The organism is Amnibacterium flavum (genome assembly GCF_003097495.1).
Taxonomy (GTDB): Bacteria; Actinomycetota; Actinomycetes; order Actinomycetales; family Microbacteriaceae; genus Naasia; species Naasia flava.
Genome location: NZ_QEOP01000001.1, coordinates 561,541 through 579,368 on the forward strand (window position 1 = coordinate 561,541; position 17,828 = coordinate 579,368).

The 17,828-nt window shown below is 70.1% G+C and carries 3 protein-coding genes; 1 reads left to right on the plus strand and 2 read right to left on the minus strand.

Annotated features, from left to right (window positions below):
- Positions 1-165: 165 nt before the first annotated feature.
- Positions 166-9,804 (minus strand): hypothetical protein, encoded by a 9,639-nt coding sequence (locus DDQ50_RS02655; protein WP_116755167.1) that lies wholly within the window; start codon positions 9,802-9,804, stop codon positions 166-168.
- A 344-nt stretch (positions 9,805-10,148) separates the two neighbouring features.
- Here DDQ50_RS02655 and DDQ50_RS02660 point away from each other — a divergent pair, with 344 nt between their 5' ends.
- Positions 10,149-11,519: an MFS transporter gene (locus tag DDQ50_RS02660; RefSeq protein ID WP_116755168.1), complete on the plus strand. Its 1,371-nt coding sequence runs from the start codon at positions 10,149-10,151 to the stop codon at positions 11,517-11,519.
- A gap of 102 nt (positions 11,520-11,621) precedes the next feature.
- Here the strand turns inward: DDQ50_RS02660 and DDQ50_RS02665 are convergent, their stop codons facing one another.
- A complete protein-coding gene (locus DDQ50_RS02665; RefSeq protein WP_165829668.1) occupies positions 11,622-17,723 on the minus strand; it encodes a fibronectin type III domain-containing protein in 6,102 nt (2,033 codons plus the stop codon).
- Between the last annotated feature and the right edge of the window lie 105 nt (positions 17,724-17,828).

A 17,828-nucleotide genomic window follows, 5' to 3' on the forward strand; every position in this document is an offset into this window, starting at 1 on the left:
ATCTGAATGAAGTCTGTCGCAAGACTTGAGCCTTGCGGACTCAACGTTAGTACGCCCCCGCAACGAGGTCAATACGAACGCCGGAAAAGCTGAGTCAGCTTGGCTCAACTTACGCCGAGGGCCCCGCGACGCGGAGTCGCGGGGCCCTCGGTGCCGATCAGTCGATCAGTAGGCGTTCGCCGGGCTCTGCCTGCGGCGGCGGGCCGAGGCCCACCAGGCGCCGGCGACCAGGAGGAGGAACAGCGCCAGCAGCGACGCTCCTGCCGTGAGGATCATGCCCGGAGTGGACCAGGTCGCCGTCGGCTCCGAACCGCTCTCCGACGTGCCGCCGTCACCCGAGGCCGAGCTGCCGGATTCCGAGGCGGCCGAGCGTGTGCCGGTCGCAGCCGTGGTCGACGCGCCGGCCGAGGCCGCCGCCGCGGCGGTCGCGACGTCTGCCGAACCCGAACCCGAACCCGAGCCGGTGCCGGTCGACCCGGCGCCGTTCCCGCCCGATTCGCCGCTGCCGCCGTTGCCGGTGCTGCCGCCGCCGGTGCTCCCGCCGTTGCTCCCGCCGGAGCCGACGCCACCCGCGGGGGTGGGGTCGATCCCGTTGGGAATGCCGTCGCCGTCCATGTCGGGATCCTGGTCGTTGGGGATCCCGTCACCGTCGATGTCGGAGTCCTTGTCGTCCGAGGTGCCGTCGCCGTCCGAGTCCGTCGTCGAGCCGATGCCGTTCGGCGTCGGGTCGAGCAGGTTCGGAGTCCCGTCGCCGTCGGCGTCGGGGTCGAGAGCGTTCGGGATCCCGTCGCCGTCGATGTCGTCGTCGTAGGCGTTGTTGACGCCGTCGCCGTCGATGTCGGGGTCGGACTCGTTGGGGATCCCGTCACCGTCGATGTCGGCCGCGGTGCCCGGGCCGTGCGGTGTCGTGTCCCCGGCGTTCGGAGTTCCGTCGCCGTCGGCGTCGGGATCGGTCCCGTTGGGGATCCCGTCACCGTCGATGTCGGGGTCGAAGACGTTGTCGATTCCGTCGCCGTCCACGTCGGGGTCGGACCCGTTCGGGATACCGTCACCGTCGATGTCGCCGATGGTGCCGATCCCGTTCGGGGTCGTGTCCGACGAGTTCGGGGTTCCGTCGCCGTCGGCGTCGGGGTCGGACCCGTTCGGGGTCCCGTCGCCGTCCACGTCGGGGTCGAAGACGTTGTCGATGCCGTCACCGTCCACGTCGGGATCGGACCCGTTCGGGATGCCGTCACCGTCCACATCGGGATCGGACCCGTTCGGGATACCGTCGCCGTCCACATCGGCGTCGGTCCCGTTCGGGATGCCATCGCCGTCCACATCGTCGTCGATCCTGTTGGGGATGCCGTCACCGTCGATGTCGTTCGAGGTTCCGGTCCCGTTCGGGGTCGGGTCCGACGCGTTCGGAGTTCCGTCGCCGTCCGCGTCGGTGTCGGATCCGTTGGGGATGCCGTCACCGTCGATGTCGTCGTCGAACACGTTGGGTCGACCATCGCCGTCGATGTCCGAGTCGGAGTCGTTCGGGATGCCGTCGCCGTCGATATCGGACGCGCTGCCGATGCCATGGGGCGTCGGATCGGACCCGTTCGGGGTCCCATCGCCATCCGCGTCGGTGTCGGACCCGTTCGGGGTCCCATCGCCGTCCACGTCGTCGTCCCACACGTTGTTCACGCCGTCGCCGTCCACGTCGGGGTCGATCGCGTTCGGGATCCCGTCACCGTCGATGTCGTTCGAGGTGCCCGGGCCGGCCGGCGTCGTGTCCGACCCGTCCGGGGTTCCGTCGTTGTCGTCGTCGGGATCGCTGGCGTTCGGGATTCCGTCGCCGTCGATGTCGCCGTCGTACACGTTGTTGATGCCGTCGCCGTCCATGTCGGGGTCCGAGGCGTCGGGGATGCCGTCGCCGTCGATGTCGCCGATGCTGCCGATGCCGTTCGGCGTCGAGTCGGACCCGTTGAGGGTCCCGTCCGCGTCGGCGTCGGTGTCGGATCCGTTGGGGGTTCCGTCACCATCCACGTCGCCGTCCCAGACGTTCGCGATGCCGTCGCCGTCGACATCGGGATCGATGTCGTTGGGAATGCCGTCGCCATCGACATCGCCGACCGTTCCGGGTCCGCTCGGTGTCGTGTCCGAGCCGTCCGGGGTGCCGTCGTTGTCGTCGTCCGGGTCGGTGGCGTTGGGGATTCCGTCGCCGTCGATGTCATCGTCGTAGACGTTCGGGATTCCATCGCCGTCCATGTCGGGATCCGACGAGTTCGGGATCCCGTCGCCATCGATATCGGTGGCGGTGCCGATCCCGACGGGCGTCGGGTCGGACCCGTTCGGCGTCCCGTCGCCGTCCGCGTCGGTGTCGGACGCGTTCGGGGTCCCGTCGCCGTCCACGTCGGTGTCCCAGACGTTGTTCACGCCGTCGCCGTCCACGTCGGGGTCGATCGCGTTCGGGACGCCGTCGCCGTCGATGTCCACGGCGTTGCCCGGACCGCTCGGGGTCGAGTCGCTGCCGTCGGGAGTGCCGTCGTTGTCGTCATCGGGATCGCTGGCGTTGGGGATGCCGTCGCCATCGACGTCGTCATCGAACACGTTGGGGATTCCGTCGCCGTCCATGTCGGGATCCGACGAGTTGGGAATGCCGTCGCCGTCGATGTCGGTCGCGGTCCCGATGCCGTTGGGCGTCGAGTCCGAGCCGTTCAGGATGCCATCGCTGTCGGCATCCGGATCGGATGAGTTCGGGATCCGGTCGCCGTCCACGTCGGTGTCCCAGACGTTGTTGATGCCGTCTCCGTCCACGTCGGGGTCGGTCGCGTTCGGGATGCCGTCGGCGTCGATGTCATTCGAGCTGCCCGGGCCGGACGGAGTCGCGTCCGAGCCGTCGGGGGTGCCGTCGTTGTCGTCGTCCGGGTCGGTGGCGTTGGGGATGCCGTCGCCATCGATGTCGCCATCGAAGACGTTCGGGATTCCGTCGCCGTCCATGTCGGGATCCGACGCGTTCGGGATGCCGTCACCGTCGATGTCGCCCTCGGTTCCGATGCCGTTCGGCGTCGAGTCCGAGGTGTTCGGGGTCCCGTCGTCATCGGCATCGAGATCGGTGCCGTTCGGCGTCCCGTCGCCGTCGACGTCGGGATCGAATACGTTGGCGATTCCGTCGCCGTCGACATCGGGATCGATGGCGTTCGGGATTCCGTCGCCATCGATGTCGAACGAGGTGCCCGGGCCGGACGGCGTGGTGTCCGTCACGTCGGGCGTGCCGTCGTTGTCGTCGTCCGGGTCGGTCGCGTTCGGAATGCCGTCGCCGTCGATGTCGCCGTCGAAGACGTTCGGGATTCCGTCGCCGTCCATGTCGGCATCGGAGGCGTTGGGGATTCCGTCGCCGTCGATGTCGCCGATCGAGCCGATGCCGTTCGGGGTCGAGTCCGTCCCGTTCGCGGTGCCGTCGGCGTCCGCGTCGGGGTCGGAGGCATTCGGAGTGCCGTCGCCGTCCACGTCGCCGTCCCAGACGTTGTTCACGCCGTCGCCGTCGACATCGGGGTCGGTCGCGTTCGGGATCCCGTCCGCGTCGACGTCGCCGAGGCTGCCGGGACCGCTCGGGGTCGTGTCGCTGTCGTCGGGAGTGCCGTCGTTGTCGTCGTCGGGGTCGGTCGCGTTCGGAATGCCGTCGCCGTCGATGTCGCCGTCGAAGACGTTCGGGATTCCGTCGCCGTCCATGTCGGCATCGGAGGCGTTGGGGATTCCGTCGCCGTCGATGTCCGCAGCGGTGCCGATGCCGTTCGGGGTCGCGTCGGAACCGTTCGGGGTCCCGTCGCCGTCGATGTCGGAATCGATCGCGTTCGGGGTTCCGTCACCGTCGACGTCGCCGTCCCAGACGTTGGCGATGCCGTCGCCGTCGACATCGGGATCGATGTCGTTGGGGATGCCGTCGCCGTCGAGGTCGCCGACCGTGCCGGGACCGGCGGGGAAGGTCTCGAGCGAGTCGTCGATCCCGTTCCCGTTGCTGTCGGAATCGACCGCGTTGTTGATGCCGTCGCCGTCCATGTCGGGGTCGTCCTCGTTCGGGATCCCGTCACCGTCGATGTCGCCGATGGTTCCGATGCCGTTCGGGGTCGGATCCGACCCGTTCGGGGTACCGTCGCCGTCGGCGTCGGGGTCGGAGGCGTTCGGAAGGCTGTCGCCATCCGCATCGGTGTCCCACACGTTGTCGATGCCGTCGCCGTCGATGTCGGGGTCGGACCCGTTCGGGATGCCGTCACCGTCCACATCGGGGTCGGACCCGTTCGGGATGCCGTCACCGTCCACGTCGGGGTCGGACCCGTTCGGGGTGCCGTCGCCGTCGACATCGGAGTCGATGCCGTTGGGGATGCCGTCTCCGTCGATGTCGCCGAGAGTTCCGGGGCCCGTGGGCGTGCTGTCGACGGTGTCGAGCTGCCCGTCGCCGTCGTCGTCGGGGTCGGAGGCGTTCGGGATGCCGTCGCCGTCGATGTCGCCATCGAAGATGTTCGGGATTCCGTCGCCGTCGATGTCGGAGTCCGCGCCGTTGGGCACGCCGTCGCCGTCGATGTCGCCGACGGTGCCGACACCGTTCGGTGTACCGTCGGAGTCGTTCGCGAGTCCGTCGCCGTCGATGTCGGAATCCGAGGTGTTCGGGGTCCCGTCACCGTCGACATCGTCGTCGAAGACGTTGTTGATGCCGTCGCCGTCCACATCCGGGTCGATCGAGTTCGGGATTCCGTCGCCGTCGTAGTCGGTCGCCGAGCCGAGTCCGTTCGGCGTGCCGTCGGATGCGTTCGGGGTACCGTCGCCGTCGATGTCGGGGTCGGACGCGTTGGGGATGCCGTCGCCGTCCATGTCGGGGTCGACCGCGTTGATGACGCCGTCGCCGTCGATGTCGAGATCGTCCTCGTTCGGGATCCCGTCGCCGTCGATGTCGGCGAGCGTGCCGATGCCGTTCGGGGTCGGGTCCGACGCGCTGGGCGTCAGGTCGCCGTCCGCGTCGTCATCGGTCGCGTTGGGCTCGCCGTCGGCGTCCACATCGTCGTCGAAGACGTTGTTGATGCCGTCGCCGTCCACGTCGGGGTCGACGCCGTTGGGCAGTCCGTCACCGTCGATGTCGGGATCGACGTCGTTCGGGATGCCGTCGTTGTCCTCGTCGCCCGTGACGACGGGCGGGTTCGGATCGGCCGGGACCGAGGTGGCCCTCGAGGACGGTGTCAACGTGCCGTTCCAGCCGGCCCAGTCGCTCGCCCCTGCGGCGTTGATCGCACGGACGCGGATCTGGTAGCCCGCGTCGTTGGTGAGACCCGAGACGCGGTAGGCGTCGGGAAGGGTCGCCGCAGAGCTTCCGCTTCCGACCTGCAGGGTGCCGATGTCGGTGCCCGTCACGGCGCGCCAGGCACCCGCGCTCGAACCGGTCGCGTCGGCGATCTGCCACTCGAGACCCGTGACCGGCTGCCCGGCCGACGAGGTGCTGCCGAGCGCGGCGACGATCGAGTGGTCCTGCCCCGCCGCCGCTTCGAAGGTCGGCACCGCGGGAGCGGCGACCGGCGCCGCCGACTGCGAGCGCACCCAGGCGCTCGAGCCCGAGCTGTTGGTCGAGCGCACGCGCACCGCGTAGGTGGCGCCGTTGGTCAGACCGGTGATCGTCCACTTGCCCGAGACGAGCGCGGGAGTGACGCTCTGCCAGCTTCCCGTCGACGAGGTCCACCACTCGGGTGTCGTCGCCCCTCCCGCGAGAAGGCCGCGGCGGGACGGGACGTCGGTGTTCGATGCCCCGGAGGCGCCCGCACTGGATGCCGTGTACTGGATCTCGGCGATCTCCCACTCGACACCCGTCACGGGTGCCGCCGTGGTGGCCGGGATGGCGGCGGTGATCGCCAGCGTTCCGTCGCCCGGCGCGATACCGGTGATCGCCGCGTCGGCGGGGGCCGCGATCGGGCGCGCCGCCGTGCCGACGGTCGGCGTCGCGGAGCCGAAGCGGTTGGTCGCGGTGACGCGCACGAGGTAGTCGACACCGTTGGTCAGACCGCCGATGCGGAACGTGCCGAGGGTCTCGGTCGCGGTGACCGTGCGCCACTGCGGGCTGCTCGTGTTCTCGGCGACCTGCCAGACGGCGTCGGCCGCGAGGCTGGGCCGGACCGCGGAGGTCGGGAACCCGGCCGTCACCTCGATCGCGGCGTTCTTCGCCACCGGGGTGCCGAGCGTCGCCGGGAGCGGTGCCCCCTGCGCGGTCACGGTCGCCGAGGTCGCCCACGCGCTCGAACCCGAGGTGTTCGAGCTCGCGAGACGCACGCGGTAGTCGGTGCCGGGTGTCGTGCCGGTGAAGTACGCAGCGCCCAGCGAGGTCGTGGGGGTGGCGACCGTCCAGGCTCCCCACGCACCGTTCTCGTAGGACGAGATCTCCCAGCTGAGGGTCGTCGCCGGTGCCGCCGTCGAGGTCGGAGCGGTGTAGGTCACCGAGAAGCCCGTGCTGGTCGTCGCCGGTGTGCCGAGCGACGGGGTCGCGGGCGCGCCGATCGGGCGGGTGTTGAAGGTGCTGGACCATGCGCTCGGTCCGACCGGTCCGTTGGCGCGGACGCGCAGGAAGTACCGGGTGCCGTTGTTGAGACCCGAGAAGCGGTAGACACCGCTCACATAGGTGGGCGACGGTGTGGTCCAGGTCGCACCGTTGTCGGTCGAGATGCCCCAGGAGAGGCTGGTGACCGGTCGGGCCGTCGAGGTGGTGTTCGGCACCGTGACGTCGAAGCCGCCGCTGCGGACCGTTGTCACGCTCGGCGACGGGACGACCGGGACGCCGATAGCGTACTGAACGCTCGTCTGAGCCCATCCGCTGGCACCGGTCGCGTTGACGGCGCGCATCTGGACGCGGTACTGGGTGCCGAGCGCGATACCCGAGGTGAGTGTGAAGTCGGCGCCGTTCCATGCGGAATCGACATCGACCCACGGGCCGGCCGTTCCGCCGTCGGGCTCGGTGCGCACCTGGACCTCGTAGTGGTCGGTAGGCGATGCGTCGGAGTCGGTCTGCGTGACGCTCACCCGGAATCCGCCGTCCACCTGGTACATGAACGCGGTCGGGGTGCCCGGGACGGTGACGGGGCGGACATCGTCGCTCGTGGTCCACGCACTCGTCCCCGTCGCGTCGGTGACGCGGACGCGGAAGCGGTAATCGGTGCCGTTCGTGAGTCCGGCGAGGGTGTAGGGGCCCGTTCCGGTGGCCGTCGTCGCACTCCAGCTCGCACCGCCGTTGCTCGAGCGCTGCCATTCCAGCGTGTGGGGCACGGCTGCCGTGATCGTCTCGAGGGCCGCCGTCGCGGTGCCGTCGCCCGGGGTCAGCGAAGCGAAGACGAGCGCGCTGGGGCCGTTCGACGGGGTGATGACCGCGGTCGTCGACCAGGCACTGGGACCGTTGGCGTTCACGCCCTTGACCCGCAGCACGTACCCGGTGCCGTTCGTCAGTCCGGTCAGCTGGTAGCGGCCGGCGCTCGGCTGGGTGACCGCTGCGGGCATCCAGTCGAGGGATCCGTCGTTGACGGCGTACTCCCAGACGCCGTTGCTCGCGACGCTCGGGCGCAGCGACGACGACGGGAAGCTCGCGCCGACCTCGATCCAGCCGTCTCCGAACGCGGTCGAGCCGAGTACGGGTGCCGCCGGGACCCCGGTGAGCGCCATGTTGTACGACTCGACCCAGGCCGAGGATCCGACCGAGTTGGTGGACTTGAGACGGACACGGTAGGCCGTGCCCTGGGTCAGGCCCGAGAACGTCGCGATGCCGCCGCTGATCGTCGGGGTCGCGGAGGCGTAGGTGCCGACCACGCCGCCGGAGACCGTGGCGATCTGCCACTCGGCCGTGGCCGGACGAGCGGAGGAGCTGGGCAGTGTGAACTCGATCGCGAGGCTGCTGTCGCCCTCCTGGTAGTCGCCGAGACTCGGGTCGAGGGGTGCGGCGATGGGCGTGGCGGGGCCCCGCGTCGCGCTGGTCGTCGAGCCGACGGAATTGCTGGCCGTCGCCCGGAACAGGTAGGCGGTCCCATTCGTGAGACCGGAGACGACGACGGAGTTCGCCGACCCGGGGGTCGTGGTCGCCGTCTGCCAGACCGGATTCGCGCCGTCGACGGCGTACTGCCAGACGAGGGCGCCCACGACCGGAGCGGCAGCGGTGTTCGCGCTCGAGTAGGTCAGGGTGGCCGTTCCGTCGCCGGGGACCACCGAGGTGGCGACGACCGGCGCGGCCGGCGGGGCGATGGGACGGGCGAGCGAGCTCTCCACCCAAGCCGACGGGCCGGTGGCGTTGGTCGCGCTTGCGCGCAGACGGTAGTCGGTGCCGTTGGTGAGGCCGGAGAAGAGGTAGCGCCCCGCGGATGAGGTCGGGGTGACCGTCGTCCATGCACCCTGGACCGACGACGAGTCGAGTGACGCGATCTGCCAGCTGACGCCGGTCGGCTCGGCGCCGGTGCTGGTCGGCAGTGCGAGGTCGACGCTGAGCCCGCCGTTCTGCGGCGTGATGCTCGTGAAGCTCGGATCGGCAGGCGACCCGGTCATTTGGCCGGTGAGGGTGAGCGGAACCCAGGAGCTGGTGCCGGCCTCGTTCTTCGCGCGGGCCCGCACGGAGTAGAACTTACCGGCCTGCAGACCGGTGAACGTGTACCGGCTCCCCGAGACGGACGGCGTGGCTGACGCCCACGTCACCGCGCCGCCCTGGGTCGTCGCGGTGCCGATCTGCCATTCGGCGTCGGCCGCGAGACTCGGCGCGAGGGCGGCGGTCGGGAAGCTCGCGTCGACCGCGAGCGACCTGTTGCCCGCGGCGAGGTTCGTCAGGGTGGGCGCGTTCGGCGGACCGAACGGCGACGCGGTGGCGATCGCGGTCGTCCCGTGCTCGTAGCTCACTCCCCCGACCTTGTTCAGGGTGGTGACGGTGAACTCGTAGGTGGATCCACCCGATACGGTGCCGATGAAGCCGGAAGTCGCGGTGGTGTCGACCGACGACCAAGTGCTCGTGCCCTGCACGCGGTACCGGATGCGGAAGCCCATGTCGGCCGGGTGGTTGGCCGGGATCGTCATGTGCAGCGAGATGTTGTTGTTCGGCAGCGTGATGTAGAAGTTCTCGGGCGCCGGGTAGACCGGCACGATCGCGCCGAACACGGAAGCGCCGCTGTAGATGCGCCCACCCGGCACGTCGGTGCCGTACTGGGCCACGAACGTGTACCCGACGTCGGGACGGAACTGCGAGCGCGGGAGCACGAGCGTGGTCTGGCCGCTCGCGGCAGCAGCCACATTGCCGGTGAAGTCGGGCGAGTCGGTGCCGCGATCGGTGGCGTAGGCCGAGTAGTAGAAGACGGTGTTCGAGCCCGAACTGATCGCCGGGAAGGTGAGGGTCGCACTGCCGTCGGGGTTCTCCACGGCGGTGGGGCTGAACGCGGCGACGTTCTGCACGACGGTCGCCGTGCCGTTGGCGGTCGTCGCCTTGAAGGTGTAGGCGCCCGAGCTGTTCAGCTGCATCGAGACCTTGCACATGGTCAGAGTGCCGCCCGGCGCGCAGGTCACCGTCGTGGTGGCGGCCCCACTGCTGGCGGGAGGCGTCGCGGTGACGGTCAGCGTGGTGAACCCGGCACTGTCGGTCACGGTCACGATCGCCGACTGCGGCCGACTGGTGTCGACCGAGATCGCCACGGTGCCCGCAGCCGCGGCCGGCATGGCCGGGAGCAGCGCTCCGAACAGGGCCATCACGACCGAGATCGCTCCCGTGATGAGAAGGCTGCGCGCGCGAGTGCGCTTCGGCTCGTGCGAGCTGGTGATGCGTGTGGTGTCAGAGACTTCCGACATAGCTTTTTCTTTTCCCCCGGCTTCCGGGGGCGCACCGGATCGTTCCGCGAACGATCCCGGTGAAGCATGCCCCCCGTCATCGGAATCCCCCCGGACCCGACGAACAACCACATTCAATCCTGGCAAAATGCCGACAAAACAGCCCCCGAAGGGGGTCGGCTCTTGCCATACGAGCACGGTTGGCCGATATTGCGGCCCTGGGCGCCGTTCCGGCCCGCGGATCCCCCGCGCATTGGGGGCACCGACTGGGCGGAACAGCCCGCGGTCGCTGGCAACCGGAAGCCCCGGGGCGCGGTCCCCCGTGGTTTACCTGCGCTTCACCCGCGGGGGTCTACCCTGACCGGATGACAGCAGCAGCGGGCAACGGAGCTCCCCCGTCCACATCGCCCGACACACCGGCGAGTTCGGCGAGCGTCTTCGCGACAGGGGGCACCGTTCCGCGGAGCAGGGTGTTCGCCTGGGCGCTCTGGGATTGGGCCACGCAGCCCTTCAACACGGTCATCAACACCTTCGTGTTCACGGCCCTGTACCTGCTCACCGAGGCCTTCACCTCTCCCGGGGTGACGGAGGACGATCTGTCGGCGCAACTCGGGCTCGCGGTCGGACTCGCGGGTGTCGTCGTGGCTCTGCTCGCACCGGTGCTGGGTCGTCGAACCGACGCGTTCGGCAACAGGAAGCGCTGGCTGTTCATCTGGACGATGCTCCTGGCCGCCGCAATGGCCGCGATGTTCTTCGTCGAGGCCTCTCCCTCCTTCTTCCTGCTCGGCGCCATCCTCGTCGCCGTCGCCGGGGTCTTCTCCGAGTTGGCGGCCGTCAACTACAACGCGATGATCGTGCAGGTGTCGACACCGAAGACGCTCGGAAAGGTGAGCGGGCTCGGCTGGGGCTTCGGGTACATCGGCGGCATCGTCACGCTCGTCATCGTGATCGTCGCCCAGCTGTCCGGGTGGTTCGGCATCCCCGACGAGAACGGTCTGCCGCTGCGCATCGTGGCCGTCATGTGCGCTGTCTGGACGGTCGTCTTCTCCATCCCCCTCTTCCTCTCGATCCCCGAGATCCCGCCTGTCCCGGGGGCGATGCGCTCGTCCTTCCTCGGCAGCTACGTCGACCTGGCGCGCGATGTCGTGCGCATCTTCCGTCACGATCGTCCGCTGTTCTGGTTCCTGCTGGCGAGCGCGATCTATCGGGACGGGCTCGCCGCGGTGTTCGCGTTCGGCGGGGCGATCGCGAGCGTCACCTTCGGCTTCGGCTTCCTCGAGGTCGTCCTGTTCGGGGTGGCCGGCAACCTCGTCGCCGGATTCAGCACGATCCTCGCGGGGCGGCTGGACGACCGTTTCGGACCGCGGCTGGTCATCATCGGCTCGATCATCGGTCTCGTCGCCGCCGGCCTCGGGGTGTTCCTGCTCCGCGACCTCGGCACGCTCCCGTTCTGGATCGGCGGACTCCTCCTCTGCCTGTTCGTCGGCCCCGCCCAGGCGGCGAGCCGTTCCTACCTCGCGCGCTCCACTCCCCCGGGTCACGAGGGCGAGCTCTTCGGCCTCTACGCCACCACGGGGCGGGCAGCCAGCTTCATCTCCCCGCTGGCGTTCGCCGGTTTCATCGCCCTGTTTGGGGCCCAGGCGTTCGGAATCCTCGGGATCGTGCTCGTCCTGGCGATCGGCGGCGGTCTGATGTTCCTCATCAAGCCGGAGCGGGGCACAGCCGACCTCAGGTGACGGCGATCGCTCGAGGTGACGAGAGCCGGAGCAACGAGGAAGAGGGCCCGCGCACTGGCGCGGGCCCTCTTCCTCGTTCGTCTACCGGATCGTCGCCGACGGTCAGCTCTCCCGACGTCGGCGCCTGCGCGCCAGCAGGAACCACGCCCCGGCCAGCAGCAGCAGCAGTGAGACGCCGCCGAGCACCAGTTGAGCGGTGAGGTCCGCCGGGGCATCGCTCACCGTCTCGGCCTCGGGCGACGTCGCTGCATCCACGCTGGCCGTGCGGGTGGTGCCGCCCTTCGCCAGCAGGATGTTCTGCGTCGTGCCTTCCGCGGCCGGTGAGCCCGCTGCGAGCGATCCGGACCTCGTCGAGGTCTTCCCCTTCGCTCCCGTCGAGGTCGGGCTCGTGGTGGGCAGGGCGATATCCCGCTCCGGTCCGTTCGGGGTGGAGTCGGACCCGTTGGGGGTGCCGTCGCCGTCCATGTCCGGATCCTGGGCGTTGGGGATCCCGTCGCCGTCGATGTCGCCGTCCTCGTGGTTCGGGGTGCCGTCGCCGTCGATGTCGCCATCGCGGTCGTTCGGGATGCCGTCGCCGTCGATGTCGTCGAGCGAGCCGATCCCGTTCGGAGTCGGGTCGAGAGCGTTCGGCGTTCCGTCGCCGTCGATGTCCGGGTCCGAACCGTTCGGGATGCCGTCGCCGTCCACGTCGGGATCGAAGACGTTGGCGATGCCGTCGCCGTCGATGTCGGGATCGGTGGCGTTGGGGATGCCGTCGCCGTCGATGTCCGGGTCCGAACCGTTCGGGATTCCGTCGCCGTCCACGTCGGGGTCGAGGCCGTTCGGGATTCCGTCGCCGTCCACGTCCGGGTCCTGACCGTTCGGGATGCCGTCGCCGTCCACATCGGGGTCGGATCCGTTGGGGATGCCGTCGCCGTCGGTGTCCGTGACCGTGCCGGGACCCGTGTCACCCGACCCGCTGCCGGGGCCGGCAGGAGTCGTGTCGGTCCCGTTGGGGATCCCGTCGCCGTCGATGTCGCCGTCGCTGGAGTTGTTGCGACCGTCGCCGTCCATATCGGTGTCGTCCCCGTTGGGGATGCCATCGCCGTCGAGGTCCTGCTCGGTGCCGATTCCGTTCGGAGTCGGGTCGCTGGCGTTCGGGATTCCGTCGCCGTCGGCGTCCGGGTCGGAGGCGTTGGGGATCCCATCGCCGTCGACGTCGGGGTCGTAGACGTTGACGATGCCGTCGCCGTCCACGTCGGGGTCCGACCCGTTCGGGATGCCATCGCCGTCCACATCGGGGTCCGACCCGTTCGGGATGCCATCGCCGTCCACATCGGGATCCGACCCGTTCGGAATGCCGTCGCCGTCGATGTCATCGTCCTGACCGTTCGGGATTCCGTCGCCGTCGACGTCGGGATCCGAACCGTTCGGAATGCCATCGCCGTCCACATCGGGATCGGAGCCGTTCGGAATGCCATCGCCGTCCACATCGGGGTCGATCCCGTTCGGAATGCCGTCGCCATCGATGTCGTCGTCGATCTGGTCCGGGATTCCGTCGCCGTCGATGTCGCCGGGGCGACCCGGGCCGGTGCTGCCGGGCTGCGAGCCGGGGCCCGCAGGGGTCGGGTCGGTGGCGTTCGGGATGCCGTCGCCATCGATGTCGGGGTCGAGCACGTTGACGATGCCGTCCCCGTCGATGTCCGGGTCCGACTCGTTCGGGATTCCGTCGCCGTCGATGTCGGTCAGCGTGCCGATGCCCAGGGGCGTGCTGTCGCTGCCGTTGGCGGTTCCGTCGCCGTCCGCGTCGGGATCGGTCCCGTTCGGGGTCCCGTCGCCGTCCACGTCGGGGTCGAACACGTTCGCGATGCCGTCGCCGTCCACATCCGGGTCGATGGCGTTCGGGATCCCGTCGCCGTCGATGTCGGTCAGGTTGCCGGGACCGGTGTCACCGGGCTGCGAGCCGGGGCCCGCAGGAGTCGGGTCGGTCGCGTTCGGGATGCCGTCGCCATCGATGTCCGGATCGAAGACGTTCGCGACACCGTCGCCGTCCATGTCCGGGTCCGACTCGTTCGGGATCCCGTCGCCATCGATATCGGTCAGCGTGCCGATGCCCAGGGGCGTCGGGTCCGACGCGTTCGGAACCCGGTCACCGTCGGCGTCGGAGTCGTTCCCGTTCAGGGTTCCGTCGCCGTCGACATCGGGATCGAACACGTTCGCGATGCCATCGCCGTCCACGTCGGGGTCGATCCCGTTCGGGATCCCATCTCCGTCGAGGTCGTCGTTCCGACCGATGCCCGTGTCGCCGGGCTGCGAGCCGGGGCCGGCAGGGGTCGGGTCGGTGGCGTTCGGGATGCCGTCGCCATCGATGTCGGGGTCGAGCACGTTGACGATGCCGTCCCCGTCGATGTCCGGGTCCGACTCGTTCGGGATTCCGTCGCCGTCGATGTCGGTCAGCGTGCCGATGCCCAGGGGCGTGCTGTCGCTGCCGTTGGCGGTTCCGTCGCCGTCCGCGTCGGGATCGGTCCCGTTCGGGGTCCCGTCGCCGTCCACGTCGGGGTCGAACACGTTCGCGATGCCGTCGCCGTCCACATCCGGGTCGATGGCGTTCGGGATGCCGTCGCCGTCGATGTCGGTCAGGTTGCCGGGACCGGTGTCACCGGGCTGCGAGCCGGGGCCCGCAGGAGTCGGGTCGGTCGCGTTCGGGATGCCGTCGCCATCGATGTCCGGATCGAAGACGTTCGCGACACCGTCGCCGTCCATGTCCGGGTCCGACTCGTTCGGGATCCCGTCGCCATCGATATCGGTCAGCGTGCCGATGCCCAGGGGCGTCGGGTCCGACGCGTTCGGAACCCGGTCACCGTCGGCGTCGGAGTCGTTCCCGTTCAGGGTTCCGTCGCCGTCGACATCGGGATCGAACACGTTCGCGATACCGTCGCCGTCGATGTCGGGGTCTGTCGCGTTCGGGATCCCGTCACCGTCGACATCGGGGTCGTCGATGTTGGGCACGCCGTCGTTGTCGGTGTCCGGAGCCGGAGTTCCGGGTGTCGGGTCCGGGGTCGGAACCTCGCCGGGCACGGAGGTGGCCGCAGGGGTCAGCGTCGTCGACCACGCGGTCCAGGGGCCTGCGCCGCGGACGTTGGCGGCACGGACGCGTACCTGGTAGTCGGTACCGTTCGCCAGGCCCGAGAGCCGGTACGCGTAGCCGACGGTCTCGGCCTGGGCTCCCGATCCGAGCTGCAGCGAATCAAGAGGGCTGACTGCGACGGTGCGCCACTGTCCGGCGGTGGGACCGGTGACCAGTGCCACCTGCCACTCGAGCGAGTCGACCGGGGCGGCGGGCGTCGCGTTGGGGACGAGGGCTGCCGAGATCGCCGAGTTCTGCGCACCGGCGGCGCGGAACACCGGGGCTGCCGGCGAGCCGAACGGGGTCGAGTTCGCCGAGACGCGGGGCTCGCTCGCACCCGAGGTGTTCGAGACGGTGAGGCGCACCCGGTAGCTGGTTCCGTTGTCGAGCCCGTCGATGCGCCACTTGCCGTCGACCAGCGTCGCGGTGGTCGTCGTCCACGCGCCGAGCGACTGCGTCCACCCGTGAGGCGGGACGGCGACGCTGTCGGCGAGCACGGTGCCGGCAGACGGCGGCCCGACCGAGATCTCGTCGTCGCCGTCGTTCGCGGCGAATGTCATGGGAGCGACCTCCCAGGTGAGGGTGGTCGCGGGCGCTGCGGCGCTGTCCGGGATGGTGGCGTCGACGAGGAGCGCGCCGTCCTGAGCCGCGACGGAGTGGATGGTCGGGTCGGCGGGCGCTTCGATGGGCGTCACGTCGGTCGACACGGCGGGCGCACCGGCTCCCGTGGCGTTGACCGCGGTCACGCGGATGCGGAGAGCGACGCCGTTGGTCAGCCCGGAGATCCGGTAGAGCGAGGGCGACACCTGGGTCGCCGTCACGGTGTGCCACACCGTCGGATCGGTGGTCGAGATCTCCCAGATCGCGTCGGCCGGGTCGCTGATCCGCGAGGCGGCGGTGTCGAACGCGGCCGAGATGGTGACGGAGCCGTCCTCGGGGGTCGGCGTGCCGAGCGTCGGGGCGGACGGAACCGCGAGGGGCGTGAAACGAGCGGTCGAGGCCCAGTTGCTGGCACCTGCGGCGTTCAGCGAGCGGCCCTCGATCGTGTAGACCTTGCCGTTCTCGAGGCCGGACGCGGTCACGGCGCCGTCGAGGAGTGTCGGAGTGTTGCCCGCGACGACGGTCGAGACCGTGCTCGAGGTCCACTCGAGCACGCGGAGCTCGGTCTGCGCGGCGGGCGACTCGGTCGTCGACGGCTGCGAGAAGGCCGCGGTCCCCGTTCCGTCGCCGATGCGGACGGCTCCGAACGAGGGAGTCGCCGGCGCGGCGACGGGTGCGACGGCGGCCGATTCAGCCGAGTAGGCGCTGGTGCCGACGTCGTTGACGCCGCGGATGCGCAGGAGATGGGGTGCACCGTTGACGCGGTTCCTGATCTCGAGCTTGCCGCTCACCACGACCGCGGTCACGGTGCTCCAGGTGTCTCCACCATCGGTCGAGGCCTGCACGACGGCCCGCGACAGGTCGCTCGGGCGGGCGTCGGTGGCTCCCAGGTCCACATCGGCGGTGAGGATGGTGTCGCCTGCGGTGACGCTGCGGATTGCGGGGACCGCCGGCACGTCGATGACGCGGACGGTCGCCGACTCGGTCCAGGCGCCGGCACCGGTGGCGTTCACGCTCCGCGTGCGGACGCGGTAGTCGTTCCCCGAGGTCAGGCCGGAGGAGAAGGTGAAGACCCCCGCCGCCTCGGCGGGTGTCGCGGCGACCCAGTCGCCCGCGGCGACGGCACCTCCGACGACGCGGCCGAGCTGCCATTCGGTCGACACGACGGGCGCACCGACGGTAGCCGGGTAACCGGCGGCGACGGTGAACGAACGCACCTTCTGAACCGGTGTGCCCACGAGGGGACCCGCGGGAAGCGCGTAGGGCGTGAACGGGCCTGCCGAGGCTCCTTGAGTGCTTCCCGTGCCGTTCACCGCGCGGACTCGCACGGAGTAGGCCGTGCCGTTGGTGAGCCCACCCAGCGTGTACGGCGCGGATGTCGACGGGGTGCGGACGCTCCACGACGACGTTCCCGCCGGCGCGACCTCCCAGACGGCGCGCGCGGGGTCGCTCGGGGCCGCCGCGGACGACGGGAACGACGCGCTGACGACGAGGGCACCGTCGGCCGAGGCCGCACCGGTGACCGACGGAGCGTCGGGGACCCGCACCGGGGTGGCCTGAAGGGTCTCGGTCGGCAGTTCCTGGCTCGCCCCGTTCAGGGTGAAGACGCGGAACTCGTAGTTGGTGCCGTTGGTCAGGCCGTTGACCGTGTACGACGTGGCGGCGTTCACGGGAACGCTGCTCCAGTTCGCCGCTCCCACGGCGCGGTAGTCGACGCGGTAGGTGGGGCTCGGCGGCGGGTCGAGCGGGGTCGCCCAGCTCAGGTCGACGCGACCGTCGAACGGCGCGACGGCGAAGTTGCTCGGCGCACCGTACGAACGCGACACCTTGGGCTGCACCCAGTACTTCGCGGGGACCATGTTCGGCGCGGTCGGGCCGATGTTGGGCGAGATCGCGATCTCGTAGCGCAGGTGGGTGTCGTAGACGACGCCCGGCGTCATCTGGTCCGCCGGGATGGTGACGGTCGTGACCGACTTGCCGTTCTGGCCGGGGACGTAGCCGAACGGGCCGTTCCCGCTGCTGTCGGTCAGGCCGAAGATGGTGACGAAGTAGGTGTCGTTCTGGTTCGTGGTGTTCGGCGGCGGGAAGGTGGCCGTGAGGGAGCGGTCGGCGTTCTGGACGAAAGTGGGCCGCCAGTCGTCGACCGCGGTGGTCACCGGGGCGGACGGGGCGACGGAGCCGTCGAGGGATGCGACGGAGAAGGTCCAGGTCCCGCCCTTGGTCACGGGGACGAGCTGCTCCGTTCGGGTGGCGGTCTGCGAGATGTCGTCGTAGATCAGCGTCTCGTCGTCGGGGCCGCCCGTTGCGGTGATCCGCAGCTTGCCGCTCGTCGGCGCCGCGGAGGTCGTGACGGTGAACAGCACGGTGAGTCCGAACTGCTTCGCGATGGTCATGGTCGAGGACGCGGCGGCTGCTGCGGGCTCGACGGCCACCAGGGAACCGCCGACGCCGACGACGATCGCCACGACGAGAGCGGTGAGCACTCGACCCGTGCGCATCAGGCGAGGCGGGCGGCCAGGCGTTCGCGACGAGTTCGCTCGGCCTGCGCCGCGGCTCTCATCGATGACTGCGGATTGATCGGACATCTGTGTGTTCCCCCTGAT

Coding starts and splice junctions, on each gene's coding strand:
- DDQ50_RS02660 (WP_116755168.1), top strand. CDS start 10,149: ATGACAGCAGCAGCGGGCAACGGAGCTCCCCCGTCCACATCGCCCGAC.
- DDQ50_RS02655 (WP_116755167.1), bottom strand. CDS start 9,804: ATGTCGGAAGTCTCTGACACCACACGCATCACCAGCTCGCACGAGCCG.
- DDQ50_RS02665 (WP_165829668.1), bottom strand. CDS start 17,723: ATGCGCACGGGTCGAGTGCTCACCGCTCTCGTCGTGGCGATCGTCGTC.